Origin of the sequence: Arthrobacter sp. SLBN-83, assembly GCF_006715285.1 — a bacterium.
GTDB lineage: Bacteria > Actinomycetota > Actinomycetes > Actinomycetales > Micrococcaceae > Arthrobacter.
Map to the genome: position 1 here is coordinate 2,683,416 of NZ_VFMX01000001.1, position 16,413 is coordinate 2,699,828.

14 protein-coding genes are annotated in these 16,413 nt (G+C 66.9%); 9 read left to right on the plus strand and 5 right to left on the minus strand.

Annotated features, from left to right (window positions below):
* Window positions 1–38 precede the first annotated feature (38 nt).
* Complete coding sequence (locus FBY30_RS12510; protein ID WP_142133141.1) at window positions 39–716, minus strand: CPBP family intramembrane glutamic endopeptidase; 678 nt, start codon at window positions 714–716, stop codon at window positions 39–41.
* A gap of 156 nt (window positions 717–872) precedes the next feature.
* Window positions 873–2,024: a glutamate--cysteine ligase gene (locus FBY30_RS12515; protein WP_142133142.1), complete on the minus strand. Its 1,152-nt coding sequence runs from the start codon at window positions 2,022–2,024 to the stop codon at window positions 873–875.
* Window positions 2,025–2,210: 186 nt separating this feature from the next.
* On the opposite strand from FBY30_RS12515, the gene FBY30_RS20670 reads away from it, so the two are divergent.
* The 3 genes from FBY30_RS20670 to FBY30_RS12530 are packed head-to-tail and all read left to right on the plus strand — an operon-like array spanning window position 2,211 to window position 4,708.
* Window positions 2,211–2,360 carry a hypothetical protein gene (locus FBY30_RS20670; RefSeq protein WP_160141469.1) on the plus strand — a complete coding sequence of 50 codons (150 nt, stop codon included), beginning with the start codon at window positions 2,211–2,213 and terminating at the stop codon, window positions 2,358–2,360.
* A gap of 40 nt (window positions 2,361–2,400) precedes the next feature.
* A complete protein-coding gene (locus FBY30_RS12525; protein WP_142133143.1) occupies window positions 2,401–3,849 on the plus strand; it encodes a glycoside hydrolase family 3 N-terminal domain-containing protein in 1,449 nt (482 codons plus the stop codon).
* 40 nt (window positions 3,850–3,889) lie between these two features.
* A complete protein-coding gene (locus tag FBY30_RS12530) occupies window positions 3,890–4,708 on the plus strand; it encodes a shikimate 5-dehydrogenase (protein WP_268815697.1) in 819 nt (272 codons plus the stop codon).
* Between the two features lie 27 nt (window positions 4,709–4,735).
* Here the strand turns inward: FBY30_RS12530 and FBY30_RS12535 are convergent, their stop codons facing one another.
* On the minus strand, window positions 4,736–5,974 hold the full coding sequence (locus FBY30_RS12535; protein WP_142133144.1) for a class I SAM-dependent methyltransferase: 1,239 nt from the start codon (window positions 5,972–5,974) through the stop codon (window positions 4,736–4,738).
* Between the two features lie 54 nt (window positions 5,975–6,028).
* Here FBY30_RS12535 and FBY30_RS12540 point away from each other — a divergent pair, with 54 nt between their 5' ends.
* From FBY30_RS12540 to groL, 3 genes are all read left to right on the plus strand, one after another.
* Entirely contained in the window at window positions 6,029–6,409 is a 381-nt protein-coding gene (locus FBY30_RS12540) for a hypothetical protein (protein WP_142133145.1), read from the plus strand.
* A gap of 252 nt (window positions 6,410–6,661) precedes the next feature.
* Window positions 6,662–6,955, plus strand: coding sequence for a co-chaperone GroES (gene groES / locus FBY30_RS12545; RefSeq protein ID WP_003805290.1), 294 nt, complete (start codon window positions 6,662–6,664; stop codon window positions 6,953–6,955).
* 78 nt (window positions 6,956–7,033) lie between these two features.
* Window positions 7,034–8,644, plus strand: coding sequence for a chaperonin GroEL (gene groL, locus FBY30_RS12550; RefSeq protein ID WP_142133146.1), 1,611 nt, complete (start codon window positions 7,034–7,036; stop codon window positions 8,642–8,644).
* Window positions 8,645–8,786: 142 nt separating this feature from the next.
* On the opposite strand, the gene FBY30_RS12555 is transcribed toward groL, so the two are convergent.
* Entirely contained in the window at window positions 8,787–9,386 is a 600-nt protein-coding gene (locus FBY30_RS12555; protein ID WP_142133147.1) for a dihydrofolate reductase family protein, read from the minus strand.
* A gap of 56 nt (window positions 9,387–9,442) precedes the next feature.
* On the opposite strand from FBY30_RS12555, the gene FBY30_RS12560 reads away from it, so the two are divergent.
* The gene (locus FBY30_RS12560) at window positions 9,443–10,966 is read left to right on the plus strand and encodes an ATP-dependent DNA ligase (RefSeq protein WP_142133148.1); all 1,524 of its coding nucleotides are present in this window, start codon (window positions 9,443–9,445) and stop codon (window positions 10,964–10,966) included.
* 15 nt (window positions 10,967–10,981) lie between these two features.
* On the opposite strand, the gene FBY30_RS12565 is transcribed toward FBY30_RS12560, so the two are convergent.
* Window positions 10,982–11,950 (minus strand): DUF389 domain-containing protein, encoded by a 969-nt coding sequence (locus tag FBY30_RS12565; protein ID WP_142133149.1) that lies wholly within the window; start codon window positions 11,948–11,950, stop codon window positions 10,982–10,984.
* 116 nt (window positions 11,951–12,066) lie between these two features.
* On the opposite strand from FBY30_RS12565, the gene FBY30_RS12570 reads away from it, so the two are divergent.
* Window positions 12,067–14,136, plus strand: a complete 2,070-nt coding sequence (locus FBY30_RS12570) for an acyltransferase family protein (RefSeq protein ID WP_268815698.1) — start codon at window positions 12,067–12,069, stop codon at window positions 14,134–14,136.
* Window positions 14,136–16,214 carry an acyltransferase family protein gene (locus FBY30_RS12575; protein WP_142133151.1) on the plus strand — a complete coding sequence of 693 codons (2,079 nt, stop codon included), beginning with the start codon at window positions 14,136–14,138 and terminating at the stop codon, window positions 16,212–16,214. Before FBY30_RS12570 ends, FBY30_RS12575 begins: the two co-directional genes overlap by 1 nt.
* Window positions 16,215–16,413 lie beyond the last annotated feature (199 nt).

The window sequence follows — 16,413 nt, forward strand, 5'->3', positions numbered from 1 at the left end:
CAAACCGGCGGTTTAGGAGCCATATCTGATAGAGCAACTCAGGCCGCAAGAGTGGCGATGACAAGCAACGCCAGGTCGTGCAGCCCGTGGGCGGTTCCGGTGGCGAATGTTGAGCAGTGGCGAATTTTCATTCGGGCAGTGCTCCACAGCACACCGAATAACATCGTCACCAGGACTTGGAGCACGTCCTGCCCGCCCGGGTAGTGCCACAGTCCGAAGAGCGCCGAGGACAGCAGCACGGCGGGTGCCCCGGAGCGCAGGTTCCGGTGCAGCGCGCCCAGGACATAGCCGCGCCAAATGAGCTCCTCGCCGAACCCCACCAGCAGAAAGCTGCGCACTGCCGCGTACAGGAAGGGCAGCAATCCGCTTTGGCCTTCGCCGAACATGCGGAAGCCCAGGGCGGCCAACGCCAGGGTCACGGCCAGCGTGACGGCCAGGAGCGCAAGGGCAGTGAGAAGCTGCCGCCCAACGTGCCGCGTGGAGAACCCGACGGCGGCGGCGAACCTGATCCCCTCAGCACGGCCGGCAAGGGCGACGGTACCGAAGAAAACCACGAAGGGTGCAAGGCTGGCGGCGATCTGAACCGGAAGCTGGGCCTGCTCGGTAGCAGCAGCCAGCAGAGGCCAAAGTGAGGCCACCGCAAAGAGGACCAGCACTACCGCAATCAGGGGGAGGAGTGTGCCGCTTCGCTTGGCCACAGGGGGAGCAGTGGACATTCAACCTCCCCCTCCCGCAGGAACTCACATGCCTACGGAAAAGAATCGCGCCCCATCGCAGGGCTGGGCAGGGCCCAAAGGCCCGCAAACCTTCATTTGCTCTATCAGATATGGCTCCCAAACCGGTGGTTTGGGAGCCATATCTGATAGAGGAACTCAGGCGGTGGGGCCGTTGCGCATCTGCTTGACCAGGTCCAGCACCACGGCCTGCAGGTTCCCGCCGTTTTCCTCGGCTACGCGGCGCTGGCGCTGATAGCCGGCGCCGCGGCGGATAATCTTCTCAACGTCCGCAAGCTCGTCGGAGCAGCGCAGCTTGGCCGCGACGGGTTCGAGGCGGTTCAGCGTCTCCAGCAGGTGGTCGGTGACCAGCTGCTCGCGGCCCGCCGCGTCAAGGATGATGATGGCGTCCAGGCCGTAGCGGGCGGCGCGCCACTTGTTTTCCTGCACGTGCCACGGCGGCATGGTGGGGATGGTGCCTCCGTTGTCCAGGATGGTGGAGAACTCGTCCACCAGGCACTGGGTGAGGGCCGCGATGGCGCCCACTTCCTCCAGCGTGGCCAGGCCGTCGCAGATACGCATCTCAATGGTGCCCAGGGCCGGCACGGGCCGGATGTCCCAGCGGATCTCCGAGATGGTGTCGATGACGCCCGTGGTGAACATGTCCTGCACGTACGATTCGTACTCCGCCCAGGACTTGAACTGGAAGGGCAGCCCGGCCGTGGGAAGCTGCTGGAACATCAGTGCACGCTGGGAGGCGTAACCGGTGTCCTCCCCGCCCCAGAATGGGCTGGACGCGGAGAGCGCCTGGAAATGCGGGAAGTAGTTGACCAGGCCATCCAGCACGGGGAGCGCCTTGTCCCGGCGGTCAAGCCCGACGTGGACGTGGACGCCGTAGATGACCATCTGCCGGCCCCACCACTGGGTCCGGTCGATCAGCTTGGCGTAGCGTGCCTTGTCCGTCACCGGCTGCAGCTGCGGCGGGCTGAAGGGATGGCTGCCGGCGCAGAACAGCTCCACGCCCATGGGATCGGTGATTTCGCGGACGGCGGCGACAGACCGGCTGAGGTCCTCCTTGGCCTCGGCCGCCGTCTCGCAAATTCCCGTGACCAGTTCCACCGTGTTCAGCAGCAGTTCCTGCTTGATGTGCGGGTGTTCGTCGTCTTCGTTGAGTTCCGGGTGGCGGGAGGCCACGCCGCGGAGCACCTGGTTGGCCACGGAGGCGAGTTCGCCCGTCTTACCGTCCACCAGGGCAAGCTCCCACTCAACACCGAGGGTCGACTGCCTCGATGACGCGAAGTCGATCTTCACACGTTTCCTTACTCTCCGGTTTGCCGCTGGCTGATGCCGCTCACAGGCTGCTGCCGGCAGGCGAACGGGTGTTTCAAGTCTATAGGGCAGGGGTAGCATCCTATTGATGGCACCATTCCCCCTGCGTCACAGCCCTGCCAAATCCTTCCCCCTCCTCCTGGCCTTGTCAGCCCTGGCCCTGGCCTCGTGTTCCCCATCCCCAAGCGCGGCCCCGCCGTCGTCCTCCGCTCCGCCCACCGGGGCGTCCCCAGCGGCATCGGCAAGTACGACGCCGGCACCTCCTTCCGCTTCCCCGTCACCCGACCCCGGTTCCCGGCCACTGGGGTGGGGACCTGAGCAGCGGGACCAGGACGCCGCCGCGGCGGCAGTCGCGGCGATGTCGCCTGAGCAGAAGGCCGGGCAGGTCCTGCTTCCGTTCTTCACGGGCAACCAGGTGGAGGCCCATGCCGCGCTGATCCAGCGCCTGCATCTTGCGGGGTCCATCATCATGGGCGACAACGTGCCGCTGGATGCCCAGGGAAACGTCGACGTGGCCGCCATGGGAGCCGTGAACCAGCGGCTGCTGCAGGCTGTTGCGGCCGACGGCCGGCGCTGGCCCGGAATCATCGGCGTAGACCAGGAAGGCGGTGCCGTGGCACGCCTTGGGGCGCCCCTCACCGCCTGGCCCACGCCCATGAGCTACGGCGCCGCCGGAAACCCGGACCTGACGCGCAAAGCCGGCAAGGGCCTGGCGGGCGAGCTGACTCCACTGGGCTTCGACCTGGACTTCGCCCCCGACACCGACGTAACCATCGGGCCCACCGACCCCACCATCGGGGCCCGATCCATGTCCGCCGATCCCGCGGCAGCGGCCACCCATGGCGTGGCCTTTTCGCAGGGCATGCTGGACGCCGGCGTGCTCCCCAGCGTAAAGCACTTCCCGGGACACGGATCCGTGACTGCAGACTCGCACCTGAGCCTTCCCGTCCAGCCGGCCGGCATTGACGCGCTCAGGGCCCGGGACTGGAAACCCTTCCAGGCCGCCGTCGCCGCAGGCCTGCCGATCATCATGACCGGACACATCGCCGTGCCTGCGCTGGAACCCGGCGTGCCGTCGTCGCTCTCTGCCCCGAGTTACGCGGCACTGAGGGGGCTGGGCTTCAAGGGCGTGGCCGTAACCGATGCCCTCAACATGGGCGCGGTAGACAACCAATACCCGGCCGGCGCTGCCGCGGTGAAGGCGCTCGCCGCCGGCGCCGACCTGCTGCTGATGCCGGCGGACGTGGCACAGGCCCATGCCGCCATCGTCCAGGCCATCGCCGCGGGCACCCTTCCCGCCGCCCGGCTGGATGACGCAGCGCAGCGGGTGGCCACCATGATGATCTGGCATGCCCGGACCACGCCTCCTCCCGGAACGCCGGGCGCCGGTGCTCCAGCCGGAAGTGCTGCCGCCTTGTCGGCCCAGGTGTCGGCGTCCGCCGTCACGCTGGTGTCCGGCCCCTGCGCCGGACCGCTGGTGCCCGGCGCCGTGCGCGTGGCCGGCGGGGGACCGGGGGACCGGGAGCGCTTCGAAGCCGCCGCTGCCCGCGCCGGCCTCAAGATCGGTTCGGGACCGCTGCTTAATCTGATCGGCTTTGGCGGTAGACCGGCCGGGGGCGACATCGCCGTGACCCTGGATGCCCCGTGGCCGCTCCAGGGCTCCAGTGCGCCGGTGAAGCTGGCACTCTACGGGCATACCGACGCCGCCTTCGATGCACTGGCCGCCGTGCTTGCAGGGAAGGCACCCGCCCCAGGGAAGCTGCCCGCCGCCGTCGGGCCCTTCCCCGCGGGGACCGGCTGCCCCTGACCGCACCGCAGCGCGGGGTGAACGCGGGTTTAATGGTCTGGTGCCCATTCTGAATAAAGACATGACCCTTTGCATCTCGCTCTCGGCCCGGCCCAGCAACAACGGGACCCGGTTCCACAACCACCTGTACGGCCAGCTGGACCTGAACTGGATCTACAAGGCGTTCGCGCCCACCAACCTGGAGCAGGCCATCGCCGGCGTCCGCGGGCTGGGCATCCGCGGCTGCGCCATCTCCATGCCGTACAAGGAGGACGTCATCGCTCTGGTGGACGAGATGGATCCCTCCGCCAAGGCCATCGACTCCGTGAACACCATCGTGAACACGGACGGCCACCTCAAGGCGTACAACACCGACTACACGGCGATCGAGCAGCTGCTGGCCACCAATGCGGTGCCCACGGACTATTCGGTGCTGGTCCAGGGCGCCGGGGGCATGGCCAAGGCCACGGTGGCTGCCTTGCGGGACGGCGGCTTCAAGGACGTCACCGTCATCGCCCGGAACGAGGCGGCAGGACGTGCGCTCGCCGGCCAGTACGGCTTCCAGTGGCGTGCAGCGGTCGACGGCGGGACGGCCGACCTGATCATCAACGTCACCCCCATTGGCATGGCGGGAGGGGCGGAAGCGGACAGCCTGGCCTTCCCGGCGGAGGCCATAGAGGCCGCCCGTGTGGTGTTCGACGTTGTGGCGCTGCCCGCCGAAACGCCGCTGATCCGAGCGGCCAGGGTTGCCGGCAAGCCGGTGATCACCGGTGCCGAGGTGGCCACGATCCAGGCGCTGGAGCAGTTCGTCCTGTACACGGGCGTGCGGCCCACTCCCGAGCAGGTGCGGGCCGCAGAGGAGTTCATGCGCGCCCAGTAGCGCTGGCAGGGGCTCCCGGCCAAGGAGTCATACGGGGTCCACCACGATGGCCACCCGGTCCTCGCCGATGCGGGTCAGGACCAGGGTGGCCGTTTTGCCGCCCTTCCTGGTGTTCTTCCCGCCCGGCAGCAGCTGCTTCCGCAGCTCTTCCGGAGTCACCGCGGTACCGCGCTTCTTGATGTCCAGCACCGTGATGCCCTCCTGCTTCACCCACGCCTTCAGCGCCTTGACGTTGTAGGGCATGACCTGCAGGACCTTGTAAGCCCTGGCGAAGGGGGTATCCAGGAGTTCCGGGGCGCAGATGTAGGCGATGTGCTCATCCACAAGATGGCCGCCGAGTTCCAGCGCCACATCCGCCACCAACCCCGCGCGGATCACGGCGCCGTCAGGCTCGTACAGGTATCCCTCCACGGCTCCCACTGGCGCTGATGGGCCCGCGCCGAAGTCCTCCCCGCTGGTGAGCTCGGCCGGTCCCTGCGGACCCAGGACCAGGGCGGCGCGGCGGACGCCGGGCCTGCGCACAGCGTTGAACCACAAGGTCACCTCGGTGACATCGCCGCCTACCGACACCCATTGGGCCTCGCACCCGGCAGGCACGGAGTCGTGCGGCATGCCCGGACCCATCTTCACTCCAACTGCTTTCCCCTCTGCGGCGAGCGACTCCACGAAGGACAGCGGCGGCGAGAACGCCTCAGGGTCCCAGATCCGTTTGGTGCCGGAGGTGGAGGTGACGCGGCGGGCCGGATCCAGCCAGACGCCGTCGATCCCGTCCAGCGGGACTGCTGCCGCGTCCGCGTGCACCACCGTGGCGTTAGGGAATGGGATGAGGTTCACCGTGGCGCAGGCCGCGGTGGTCTCATCCATGTCGACGGCGGTGACGTTGATGTCCAGGGAGGCCAGGGCCAGGGAGTCGGCGCCGAGGCCGCAGCCCAGGTCCGCTACGTGCTGGATCCCGGCAGCCGCGAACCGGCGTGCGTGGTGGGCGGCGACGTTCAGGCGCGTGGCCTGCTCCAGCCCGGCCTGGGTGAAGAGCATCTGGCGGGCAAACTCGCCGAATTTCGCCTGGGCCCGGGTGCGCAGCCGCGACTGCGTGAGCACGGCGGACACGAGTTCGGGGGAGTGCCCGGCCTTCCTGAGCGCTGAATTGAGCTCGAACGAATCCTCGTCCCGGTAAGGGCCCAGGGATGCCAGCAACTCCCAGCCTTCGGGGGTCAGCAGCGGTGCAATCTGGTCCTGTGCAATCTGGTCCTGGGGAGCGTGAGCCATGGGTTCCAGCCTAGTGGAGGAGCAGACGGCCGGGATGCGGATACTGTTGAAACCATGGATGAGAGCGCAGCCCACGGGGAGACCGCGGACCACGAGCCCAGGCACAGTAGGCCGGCCCGGCTTGCCCGTTCCGTCCTGATTGCCGCTGCCGTGGTGGCCGTGGTCTGCATCGCCCTGCTGGTGATCATCTTCCTGCTGGACACCTTCAATGCCACCGTCTATTCGGTAGGCGGCAACGATATCCAGGACAACAGCCAGGAGTCGCGGGACATCCGCGGGCTGTACGACGGCGCCCGGTCAGGGAGCATCGTATTCCTCGTCATCGCGCTGCTCGCCGCAGCGGTGTCCGGGTGGGTCCTCTACCGAGGACGGCAGCAGGGCGGCGGCGATTCCGACGGCGGCGAGGACGTGGACTTCGACGACCTGGGCCGGTAGGTGCGCCGCGGCTGCCGCCCGCAACCCGGCGTCGTCCGTCCGGCAAAGGCGTACGCCCGTGACGAAACGTTGGCACTCACCTTGACCGAGTGCTAACCCTTACATAGAGTCTTCATTAGCACTCTCCCTAGGAGGGTGCTAACACATGAAGAGCTGCCAGCCAGGCTGCTGCCGGCACCGCGACGACGGTTTGCCAGCTTCGGCGGAAAGCTTTCCAGTCCACGAATTTGCTGACGAAAAGGAGAGGTCCGAGTGTCGGTCTCTATTAAGCCTCTTGAGGATCGTATCGTTGTCCGCCCGCTCGAAGCCGAGCAGACCACGGCTTCCGGCCTGGTCATCCCGGACTCCGCACAGGAGAAGCCGCAGGAAGGCGAAGTTGTTGCAGTAGGCCCCGGCCGCTTCGAAGACGGCAACCGCGTCCCCGTTGACGTGGCCGTTGGCGACGTTGTCATCTACTCCAAGTACGGCGGAACCGAAGTCAAGACCGGCGGCACCGAGTACCTCGTGCTGTCCGCCCGCGACGTCCTGGCGATCGTCGTCAAGTAACTCTTTCGGATCCCCGTGCCGCCGGCCATGCTCATGCTGGCCGGCAGTGCGGGGTTCTGTCTTTGAAAGGACAAAACCATGGCAAAGCAGCTTGCGTTTGATGACGCTGCCCGCCGGTCCCTTGAGGCCGGCATCGATAAGCTCGCGAACACCGTCAAGGTGACGCTCGGCCCGCGCGGCCGCAACGTCGTCCTGGACAAGAAGTGGGGCGCCCCCACCATCACGAACGACGGCGTCACCATCGCCCGCGAAGTGGAACTGGACGACCCCTACGAGAACCTTGGCGCCCAGCTGGCCAAGGAAGTGGCCACCAAGACCAACGACGTCGCCGGTGACGGTACCACCACCGCAACCGTCCTGGCCCAGGCCCTGGTCAAGGAAGGCCTGCGCAACGTTGCAGCCGGCGCTGCCCCCGGCCAGATCAAGCGCGGCATCGAAGTTGCGGTTGAAGCCGTGGCTGCCCGCCTGCTGGAGAACGCACGGCCGGTTGAAGGCACCCAGGTGGCAAACGTTGCCGCCATCTCCGCCCAGAGCGACGAAATCGGCGAGCTCCTCGCCGAGGCCTTCGGCAAGGTGGGCAAGGATGGCGTCATCACCATCGAAGAGTCCTCCACCACCCAGACCGAACTGGTCCTCACCGAGGGCATGCAGTTCGACAAGGGTTACCTGTCCCCGTACTTCGTCACCGACGCGGAGCGCCAGGAAGCTGTCCTCGAGGACGCTCTCATCCTGATCAACCAGGGCAAGATCTCCTCGATCCAGGAATTCCTGCCGCTGCTCGAAAAGGCGCTGCAGGCCTCCAAGCCGCTGTTCATCATTGCCGAAGACGTTGAGGGCGAGGCACTGTCCACGCTGATCGTCAACCGGATCCGCGGCACCCTGAACGTCGTTGCCGTCAAGGCTCCGGGCTTCGGTGATCGCCGCAAGGCCATGCTGCAGGACATCGCCACCCTCACCGGTGCGCAGGTTGTCTCCCCGGAGCTGGGCCTGAGCCTGGACTCGGTTGGCCTGGAGGTGCTGGGTACTGCCCGCCGCATCACCGTCACCAAGGACAACACCACCATCGTGGACGGCGCCGGTTCTGCTGAAGACGTATCGGCACGGGTTGCCCAGCTGCGCGCCGAGCTGACCCGCACCGACTCCGACTGGGACCGCGAAAAGCTCCAGGAGCGCCTGGCCAAGCTGGCCGGCGGCATCGGCGTCATCAAGGTCGGTGCAGCCACCGAAGTTGAGCTGAAGGAAAAGAAGCACCGCATCGAGGACGCTGTGTCCTCCACCCGCGCTGCCCTCGAAGAAGGCATCGTCTCCGGTGGCGGTTCAGCCCTGGTCCACGCCCTCAAGGCACTGGACGAGGACGCCTCCGTCAAGGCCCTGGAAGGCGACGCCGCGGCAGCTGTTGGCATCGTCCGCCGCGCGCTCGTCCAGCCGCTACGCTGGATCGCCCAGAACGCCGGCTTCGACGGATACGTGGTCGCCGCCAAGGTTGCCGACGCCGAGATCAACAACGGCTTCAACGCCAAGTCCGGCGAGTACGAGGACCTGATCGGCGCGGGCGTCATCGACCCCGTCAAGGTCACCCGTGCAGCCCTCCGCAACGCGGCCTCCATCGCCGCACTGGTTCTCACCACCGAGACCCTGGTTGTGGAGAAGCCGGCCGAAGAGGACGAGCACGCAGGCCACAGCCACTAGTCCCCACCGTCTCCCTAACCTCGCTTCGCTCGGTCAGGGAACCCTGACGGCGTGGGCCCAGCTCTGACGGCTTTCCGCTCGAAAAAGGCTGGTCCGGCATCTGCCGGACCAGCCTTTTTCATGCCCCCGCAAGTAGGCCCCTCTAACTCGCCGTCATCTCTGCCGTCTCCACACCGCCCGCTGGCTCATAGACCAAGGACACAGCGCCTTTGGGGAAGCTTTTCGCCGGCTCGGCCAGTCGGAAAGTGGTGGGCACGGCGCCGTCGTCGAACAGGCGCTTGCCTTGTCCGAGCGTGACGGGATAAAGCCAGAGATGAAGGCGGTCCAGCACGCCAGCCGACAGGAGGGACTGGATGAGGACCCCGCTGCCGAACATGTGCACCTGCCCGTACTCCCGCAGCCTGCCCGCGGCGGCGGCATCCGGCAGCACGGTAGTGCCTGCCCAATCGGGATCCTGCAGGGAGCTGGATACGACGAACCTGGGCACCCCGTTAAGTGCGTCCGCGATGCCGCCGGACTGGTGCGGCCAATAGGAAGCGAAGATGTCGTAGGTCTCCCGTCCCAGGAGCAAGGCGTCCATGCGGCTGATCTCGGCAGCAATGGCGGCGCCCGCTTGGTCGTCGGACACCGGTGCCTGCCAGCCGCCGAATTCGAAGCCACCTTCGGTGTCTTCTTCCCGCCCGCCGGGCGCCTGGTACACGCCGTCGAGGGTGATGAACAGGTTCGCGACAATGATCCCCACGCGCCCATTGTGGAACAGCGCCGGGAGGCTGTCCAGAGCCGTGGCAGGATGGTCCCATGCTGCTCCTTGAGCTCGTGGAAACCACCACGTCCGTTGCGTCCACCCGCTCCCGGCTGGCGAAAGTTGACGCCTTGGCCAACCTGCTGCGCCGGCTTGAGCCCGCGGAGATTCCGACGGCGGTGGGCTTGCTGACCGCCAAGCCCCGGCAGGGCCGCGTGGGCGTGGGATGGAGCGCGGTGGCAGCGGCCAAGGAGGAGCCGGCCGTCGAGCCAAGCCTGACCGTGGCAGATTTCGATGCTGCGCTGGACCGGCTGCTCGCTGCTGCCGGTACGGGATCGGGTGCGGAACGGGCAGCAACCCTCCGGAAACTGATGGCGGCGGCCACCGGGCCGGAGCAGTCGTTCATCACCGGCGTCCTGCTCGGCGAACTGCGCACCGGCGCCCTGGAAGGAGTTCTCACGGATGCCGTGGCCCGCGCTGCCGGGAAGCCGGTGGAGGCCGTCCGTCGTGCCGCCATGCTCTCCGGGGACCTGGGCGAAACAGCCCTCCTGGCCATCACGGGCACCCAGGCCGAGCTTGACGCCGTCGGACTGGTGGTGGGCCGCCCGGTGCTGCCCATGCTCGCCTCCACCGCGGCCAGCCCGGGCGCAGCACTGGAAACCACGGGGGAGGCTTCGGTGGAATACAAGCTCGACGGCGCGCGCATCCAGGTGCATCGCGCGGACGATGACGTCAGCATCTACACCCGCAACCTGGCCGACGTCACCCACCGGCTTCCCGAAGTGGTGGAAGTGATCCGTGGCCTGCCGCTGCGGCACGTAATCCTGGACGGCGAGACCCTGGCCCTCGATGAGGAAGGCGGTCCGCGGCCCTTCCAGGAAACCATGGCACGGTTTGGCGCGGATGCAGCGCGGGAAACAGTGTTGCATCCCTGGTTCTTTGATGTGCTGCACATTGATGGCCGCGACCTGCTGGATGAGCCGTTGGCCCGCCGCATCGAAGTGCTTGAGCGCATTGCCCCTGCCCACCGGATTCCGGGGGAGGTTACGGCTGACCCGGCTGTTGCGGAACGTGTTTCACAGGATGCGTTAGCCGCCGGCCATGAGGGTGTTGTGGTGAAGGCGATCGGATCCACTTATGCGGCCGGCCGGCGTGGATCGAACTGGGTGAAAGTGAAGCCGGTCCTGACCTATGACCTGGTGGTGCTGGCCTGCGAATGGGGGTCCGGGCGGCGCACCGGGCTGCTGTCCAACCTGCACCTGGGGGCCCTTGACCCTGCCGGAGAGTTCGGCCAACCCGGCGGTTACGTGATGGTGGGCAAGACCTTCAAGGGCCTCACCGACGAACTGCTGCGCTGGCAGACCGGGCGATTCCAAGAGCTTGAAGTGCGGCGCACTGCCGGCACCGTGTGGGTGGAGCCCGTCACCGTCGTCGAAATTGCCATTGACGGCGTGCAGCAGTCGCCGCGCTACCCCGGGGGAATCGCGCTGCGTTTCGCGCGCGTCAAGCGCTACCGCGATGACAAAGTTCCGGCCGAAGCGGACACCATCCAGACCCTGCGGGGCCTTCTGCGCCCCTAGGGGAGCGCCCGGCGTCTAGCGGCGCGCTCCGCTTCGCTGGCGCTGCAGCCTCCGGGCCACCCCGTCCGGCACGCGCCTGGCGACCACCCGGTAAAAGAGCAAGACTGCCAAGGCAGCCGCCACGATGCCCACCAAGTTGAGCAGCAGCTGCAGGGCGGAGCCTGCCGCCTTCTGGTATTCGCCCAGCACCAAAGCCACCGCCACGTACCCGGCCGCGGGCACGGTGGTCACGGAGATGAAAACGCCTATCAGCGCGGCGGAACGCCGGCCAATGATGGACAGCATTCCCGCGATCCCCGCCAGCACCGCGACTATCAGTGAATAGGGCCCAGGGTGGTAAATGAATTCGACCGCCGAGCCCTTGTCGAGGGCATCACGCGGGAAAAGCCCCAGCGGCACCGAAAGCCAGGCAGTGAGTGCCGCCAGCACCATGGCAACGGGAAAGCCCACGCCCAACGCGACGGCGGCCCGCCGGCCAAGCTTCCACTGCCGGGTGGCAAGCGAAACAGCCAGCGCGGCCAGCGGTCCGAACTCCGGGCCAACCGCCATGGCGCCCACGATGGCAATCGGGGAATCGGTCACAATGCCAATTCCTGCGAGCTGCGTGGCCAGGACCAGGAACGCGAGGAAGTTCCACGTCAGCCGGGAATCCTCACCGGTTTGCCGGGTCACGTCGTCCCAGATCACTGCGTCCGCGCCGTCCCCGGGGGCGGACCGTTCTGCCTGGTCCGCCTTTTTCGAGAGGACGAATTCCGGCGTGGTCATGGCGATGGAGCCTGCGTCCCGGATCTTCAGGATTTCCAGCTTTTCGAGCAGTTCCTCCACGGCCTCCCGGGCAATGAGAACCTCCAGCACGTGGCCCGGGGGCACCACGGCCGCCCCCTTGGCCACCATGACTTCCGCCACACCCTGCTGGTCGCGGCAGGTCTGCACCGTTACCGCGGACAGCTCCCCGGGCACACAAATCCGCAGCTGGACAACCATGCCCGCTCCCTTCGCCGGTTGTGGCCAGCTTAGTCCGGACCGCCGTGTTGATTAGCTGTTAAAGACGGCGTTGGCTAGGCTTGCTGCTTTGGCTGGCGGGATTTTGAGAGGTTCTTGTGTCGATAACGGAAACCCCGAAGGCACCGGAACCCAGGCCAAGCGTCGCTGCAAGGCAGCGGAAGCCATCTTTCCGGCCGGAGATCCAGGGCCTTCGGTCACTGGCTGTCCTCATGGTGGTGACCTACCACGTCTGGTTCGGGCGCGTGTCCGGCGGCGTCGATGTCTTCCTCTTCATTTCCGCCTTCCTGATGACGCTCCAATTCCTTGGACGCTATGACCGGAAGCAGCCCTTCGCCCTCGCAAAACACTGGCTCCACCTATTCCGGCGGCTCCTCCCCGCAGCTGTCACCGTCATCGTGGCAACCCTGGCGGTGTCCGCCCTGGTCCTTCCACCAACCCGATGGCTGGACCTCATCGCGCAGGGCTGGGCCTCCCTGTCCTACTCCGAGAACCGGCTATTGCAGCGGGACGCGGTGGACTACTACGCCAACGACCACAGCCTGGCCAGCCCCTTCCAGCACTTTTGGTCACTGTCCATCCAGGGGCAGGTCTTCATCCTGTGGCCCCTGATCTTCGCGCTGGCCGGCTGGACGGCACGGCGCTACCGGTTGTCCTACCGCCCCCTGCTCGCCTACATCTTCTTCGCCATCTTCCTCGGTTCGCTGGGCTACTCCATCATCTTCACCGCCACCAACCAGGTGCAGGCCTACTTCGATACCGGTGCCCGGCTGTGGGAATTTGCCCTGGGCACACTCGTGGCGTTGATTTTGCCCGGCCTGCGTTTCCGGCGGCGGACCCGCGTCGTCATGGGCTGGGTTGGCGTCCTGGCCATGCTGGCGTGCGGCATCGTCCTGGATGTGCAGGGGGCTTTCCCCGGTATTGCCGCGCTGTGGCCCACAGTCGCCGCAGCCATGGTCATTGTGGCAGGGCAGACAGAAAGCGCCGCAGGGGTGGACCGCATCCTCTCCGCCAAGCCGCTGGTCAAGCTCGGCGACATCTCCTACGCCCTGTACCTGTGGCACTGGCCGCTCCTGGTACTCGCTCTCGCCTGGAGCGGCAAGGACCACGCGGGCTGGCTGTCCGGCTCTGTCATCATCCTGGTGGCCCTGGCGCTCGCCTACCTGACCACCCGCTACATCGAAAAGCCCTGGCGGGAGTGGAGATGGCCGGAAGTCCGGAAGCGCAGGGCTGTCCTGGCCATCATGCTGGCTGTGGCTGTGGCAGCGGTGCCCCTCTCCGGCTGGAGTTTCCAGCTCGAGCTGGAACGCCGTGCCGTGGAAGCGCAGAAGATCGCCAACAACCCGGGCTCCCGCGTCCTGGACCCCGCCTACACGGCCGGAACACCCGCCGCGGATGCGTCCCTCCTGCCGCTGGCGGCTGATCTCACCAAGAACTGGGTATCCCTGGACGGACCGTGTACGGAGGAGATCGCCCCGGAGAGCCGCTTGCTGAAGGGGTCGTGTTTCGAACAGCGGCCGGCAGGTGAGCCTTCCAAGCGCGTCCTGGTGCTCGGGGACAGCCATGCGCAGCAGTGGTCCGGTGCCGTTAAACCGCTGGCAGCCCAAAAGAACTGGCTTTTGTACTCCATCCTGAAGGGCGCCTGCAAGGCCACGCCGCGGGACCTGGGCGGAAGCGCAGACTGCGACGCCTTTAATGCGGACGTCCAGAAGGAAATCACCAGGCAGAAGCCCGACGCCATCATCGTGGTGGGGACTGCGGCGGCACCCTCGAGTCCTGCCGAAGCGCTGACGCCCGGCTTCGAGGAAATGGTCTCCGGGTGGCTGGGCCAGGGGATCCAGGTTGTTGCCCTCCGGGACAACCCCCGGTTTTCCTTCAACATGGCCGAATGCGTGGTGCGGGAAGGTGCCGAGGCCCAGGCCTGCCGCCCGCCGGTCAGCAACAATTTTCCGGCCAGCAGCCCCTTCGACACCCTGGACATGGCCCGTCTGCCCGGCTTGTCCTTGGTGGACCTGACAGACCGGATCTGCACCCCGACGGAGTGCCCTGCCGTGGTGGGGAATGTTTATGTGTACCTGGACGACAACCACCTGAGCGCTGAATATGCGGCCAGCATGGCGGATGAGTTTGCCAAGCGGCTGCTGGCAGTTGCCGGCTGGGCAGTCTGATGCCGCAGGCGGCAGCAGTCAGCAAAGCCCCCTCAGCAGACCCGGCGCCTTCGAAGCCCAGAAAGCCCTCCTTCCGCCCTGAAGTCCAGGGCCTGCGCGCCCTGGCTGTCCTGATGGTGGTGGCCTACCACGTCTGGCTGGGCCGCGTGTCCGGCGGTGTGGACATTTTCCTGCTGATCTCCGCTTTCCTGCTCACCCTTTCCTTCGTCCGCAAGGCGGAGTCAGGCAAGCCCTTCCGACTCCTGGCGCACTGGCTGCACCTGTTCAAGCGCCTGCTGCCCGCCGTCGTCGTGGTGATCCTCGGAGTCCTGGCCGGCACCTGGCTGATCCTGCCCCAGGGGCGGTGGCCGGAGGTGCTCGACCAAGCGTGGGCGTCCCTGCTTTACCGCCAGAACTGGCTGCTGGCGGACGCTGCCGTGGACTACTACGCGCAGGACCATGCGGGTGCAAGTCCGTTGCAGCACTTTTGGTCGTTGTCCATCCAGGGCCAGGTTTTCATCCTGTGGCCGCTGATCTTCGCCGCCACGGCCTTTGCGCTGGCCGGGCTGCGCGGGGTGCCCCGCTTGCGCCGGCTTACCTACCGCGGCCTGCTGGCCATCGTCTTCGGGACGGTGTTCGTGCTGTCCCTGGCCTATTCCATGGACCAGACTGCCACCAACCAGGCCTACGCGTACTTCGATACCCGGGCGCGGCTTTGGGAGTTTGCGCTGGGGTCGTTGCTGGCCCTGGTGCTGCCGTACCTGACGCCCGGCCGCATATTCCGGGTGGTGTTGAGCTGGGCCGGACTGGCCGGCATGGTTTCGTGTGGGCTGGTCCTGACGGTTGACCGCTCCTTCCCCGGGTACGTGGCGCTGTGGCCAACGTTGTCGGCGGCCGCGATCATTGTTGCGGGGCAGACTGGCAGCAGGTTCGGGGTGGACCGCCTCCTCAGCAGCCGGCCCGCCGTCGCGCTGGGGGATAACTCCTATGCCCTCTACCTGTGGCACTGGCCCCTCCTGGTGCTGGCCCTTGCGGGCACCGGAGTGGAGGCGCCCAGCCTCAAACAGGGCCTTGGCATCGTCGCCGCCTCCATCGTGCTCGCCATCCTGACCACGCGCTTTGTCGAGAAGCCCCTGCGTGACTGGCACTGGCCCAAGCTCCGGGCCTGGCGCACCGCCGTCGTCATTGTTGCCTGCGGTGCCGTGCTGGCAGGGCCCGTCGCTGTCTGGCAGAGCTCGCTCACCGCGGAGGAACGCGCGACGGCGGCACAACCGAGGGAGCTGACGCCAGGGGCGCTGGCGCTCACCCCGGAGAACGAAAACACTCCCGCCCCCAGGGCCCGGACCATCCCAGGGCCCACCGTGCTGGACAACGACTGGGCCGGCATCGACTCGCCCTGCACAGGCGCCAATGCCACCCCCGATCCGATCCTGGAGGGCTGCCGGCAGGAGCTGCCGGAGGAACCGTCCTCCAAGCGCATCGTGGTGCTGGGCGACTCCCATGCCCAGCAGTACCTTGCCGCCCTGGCCCCGGTTGCAGCTGCCCGGGGCTGGGAACTGGTGACACTGCTGATGCCGGCCTGCCGGTTCGGTGCCGAGTCGGAGACGCGGCGGGCAGAGTGCAACGCCTACAACCGCGCCAGTTCCGCCTACGTCCTGGAGCACATGCCGGATGCTGTGTTCACGGTGGCTTCGCTGACCCATGAGGAAGCTCCGTTCGAAACCGAAGTGCCGGGGTACCTCGAAGGCGTGCGGCCATTCGCCGACGCGGGAATCGAGGTGGTGGGAATCCGGGACAACCCGCGGTTCACGTTCAATATGCCGGAGTGCGCCCAGCGGCACGGTGCCACTGCGCCGGCCTGTAATCCGGCCCTCGCCGAGTCCCTGGTGGAGCCATCGCCCCTGGAGAATTACCGCGGCAAGCTGCCTGGACTGCACCTGATGGACATGAGTGATTTCATCTGCGCCCGCGGCGTCTGCCCGGCGGTGGTGGGAAACGTCTACGTCTACAAGGACGACAACCACCTCACCAGGACTTACGTGGAGACCATGATTCCCATGTTCGAGCAGCGGCTGCTGGCGGCCACGGGCTGGAGCTGAGCCTGGGGTCAGCCGTAGGAAGTGCCATTGCTCACATCCGGGGTCTGGAATAGGGGGATCGGCGCCAAGGTTCTAATATTTACTCAACACTTTCTGCCCCCGGAATGCCGTGCTGCACGGTGCTCCCGCAGGATCGTCTGCACAGGCCAGTTCCGTAATCACGGGCTGGTCATCGGCTGCAACCCCTACCCGTGACCCA

Coding starts and splice junctions, on each gene's coding strand:
- FBY30_RS12510 (WP_142133141.1), bottom strand. CDS start 716: ATGTCCACTGCTCCCCCTGTGGCCAAGCGAAGCGGCACACTCCTCCCC.
- FBY30_RS12525 (WP_142133143.1), top strand. CDS start 2,401: ATGTCGCCTGAGCAGAAGGCCGGGCAGGTCCTGCTTCCGTTCTTCACG.
- FBY30_RS12535 (WP_142133144.1), bottom strand. CDS start 5,974: ATGGCTCACGCTCCCCAGGACCAGATTGCACAGGACCAGATTGCACCG.
- FBY30_RS12540 (WP_142133145.1), top strand. CDS start 6,029: ATGGATGAGAGCGCAGCCCACGGGGAGACCGCGGACCACGAGCCCAGG.
- groL (WP_142133146.1), top strand. CDS start 7,034: ATGGCAAAGCAGCTTGCGTTTGATGACGCTGCCCGCCGGTCCCTTGAG.
- FBY30_RS12560 (WP_142133148.1), top strand. CDS start 9,443: ATGCTGCTCCTTGAGCTCGTGGAAACCACCACGTCCGTTGCGTCCACC.
- FBY30_RS12565 (WP_142133149.1), bottom strand. CDS start 11,950: ATGGTTGTCCAGCTGCGGATTTGTGTGCCCGGGGAGCTGTCCGCGGTA.
- FBY30_RS12575 (WP_142133151.1), top strand. CDS start 14,136: ATGCCGCAGGCGGCAGCAGTCAGCAAAGCCCCCTCAGCAGACCCGGCG.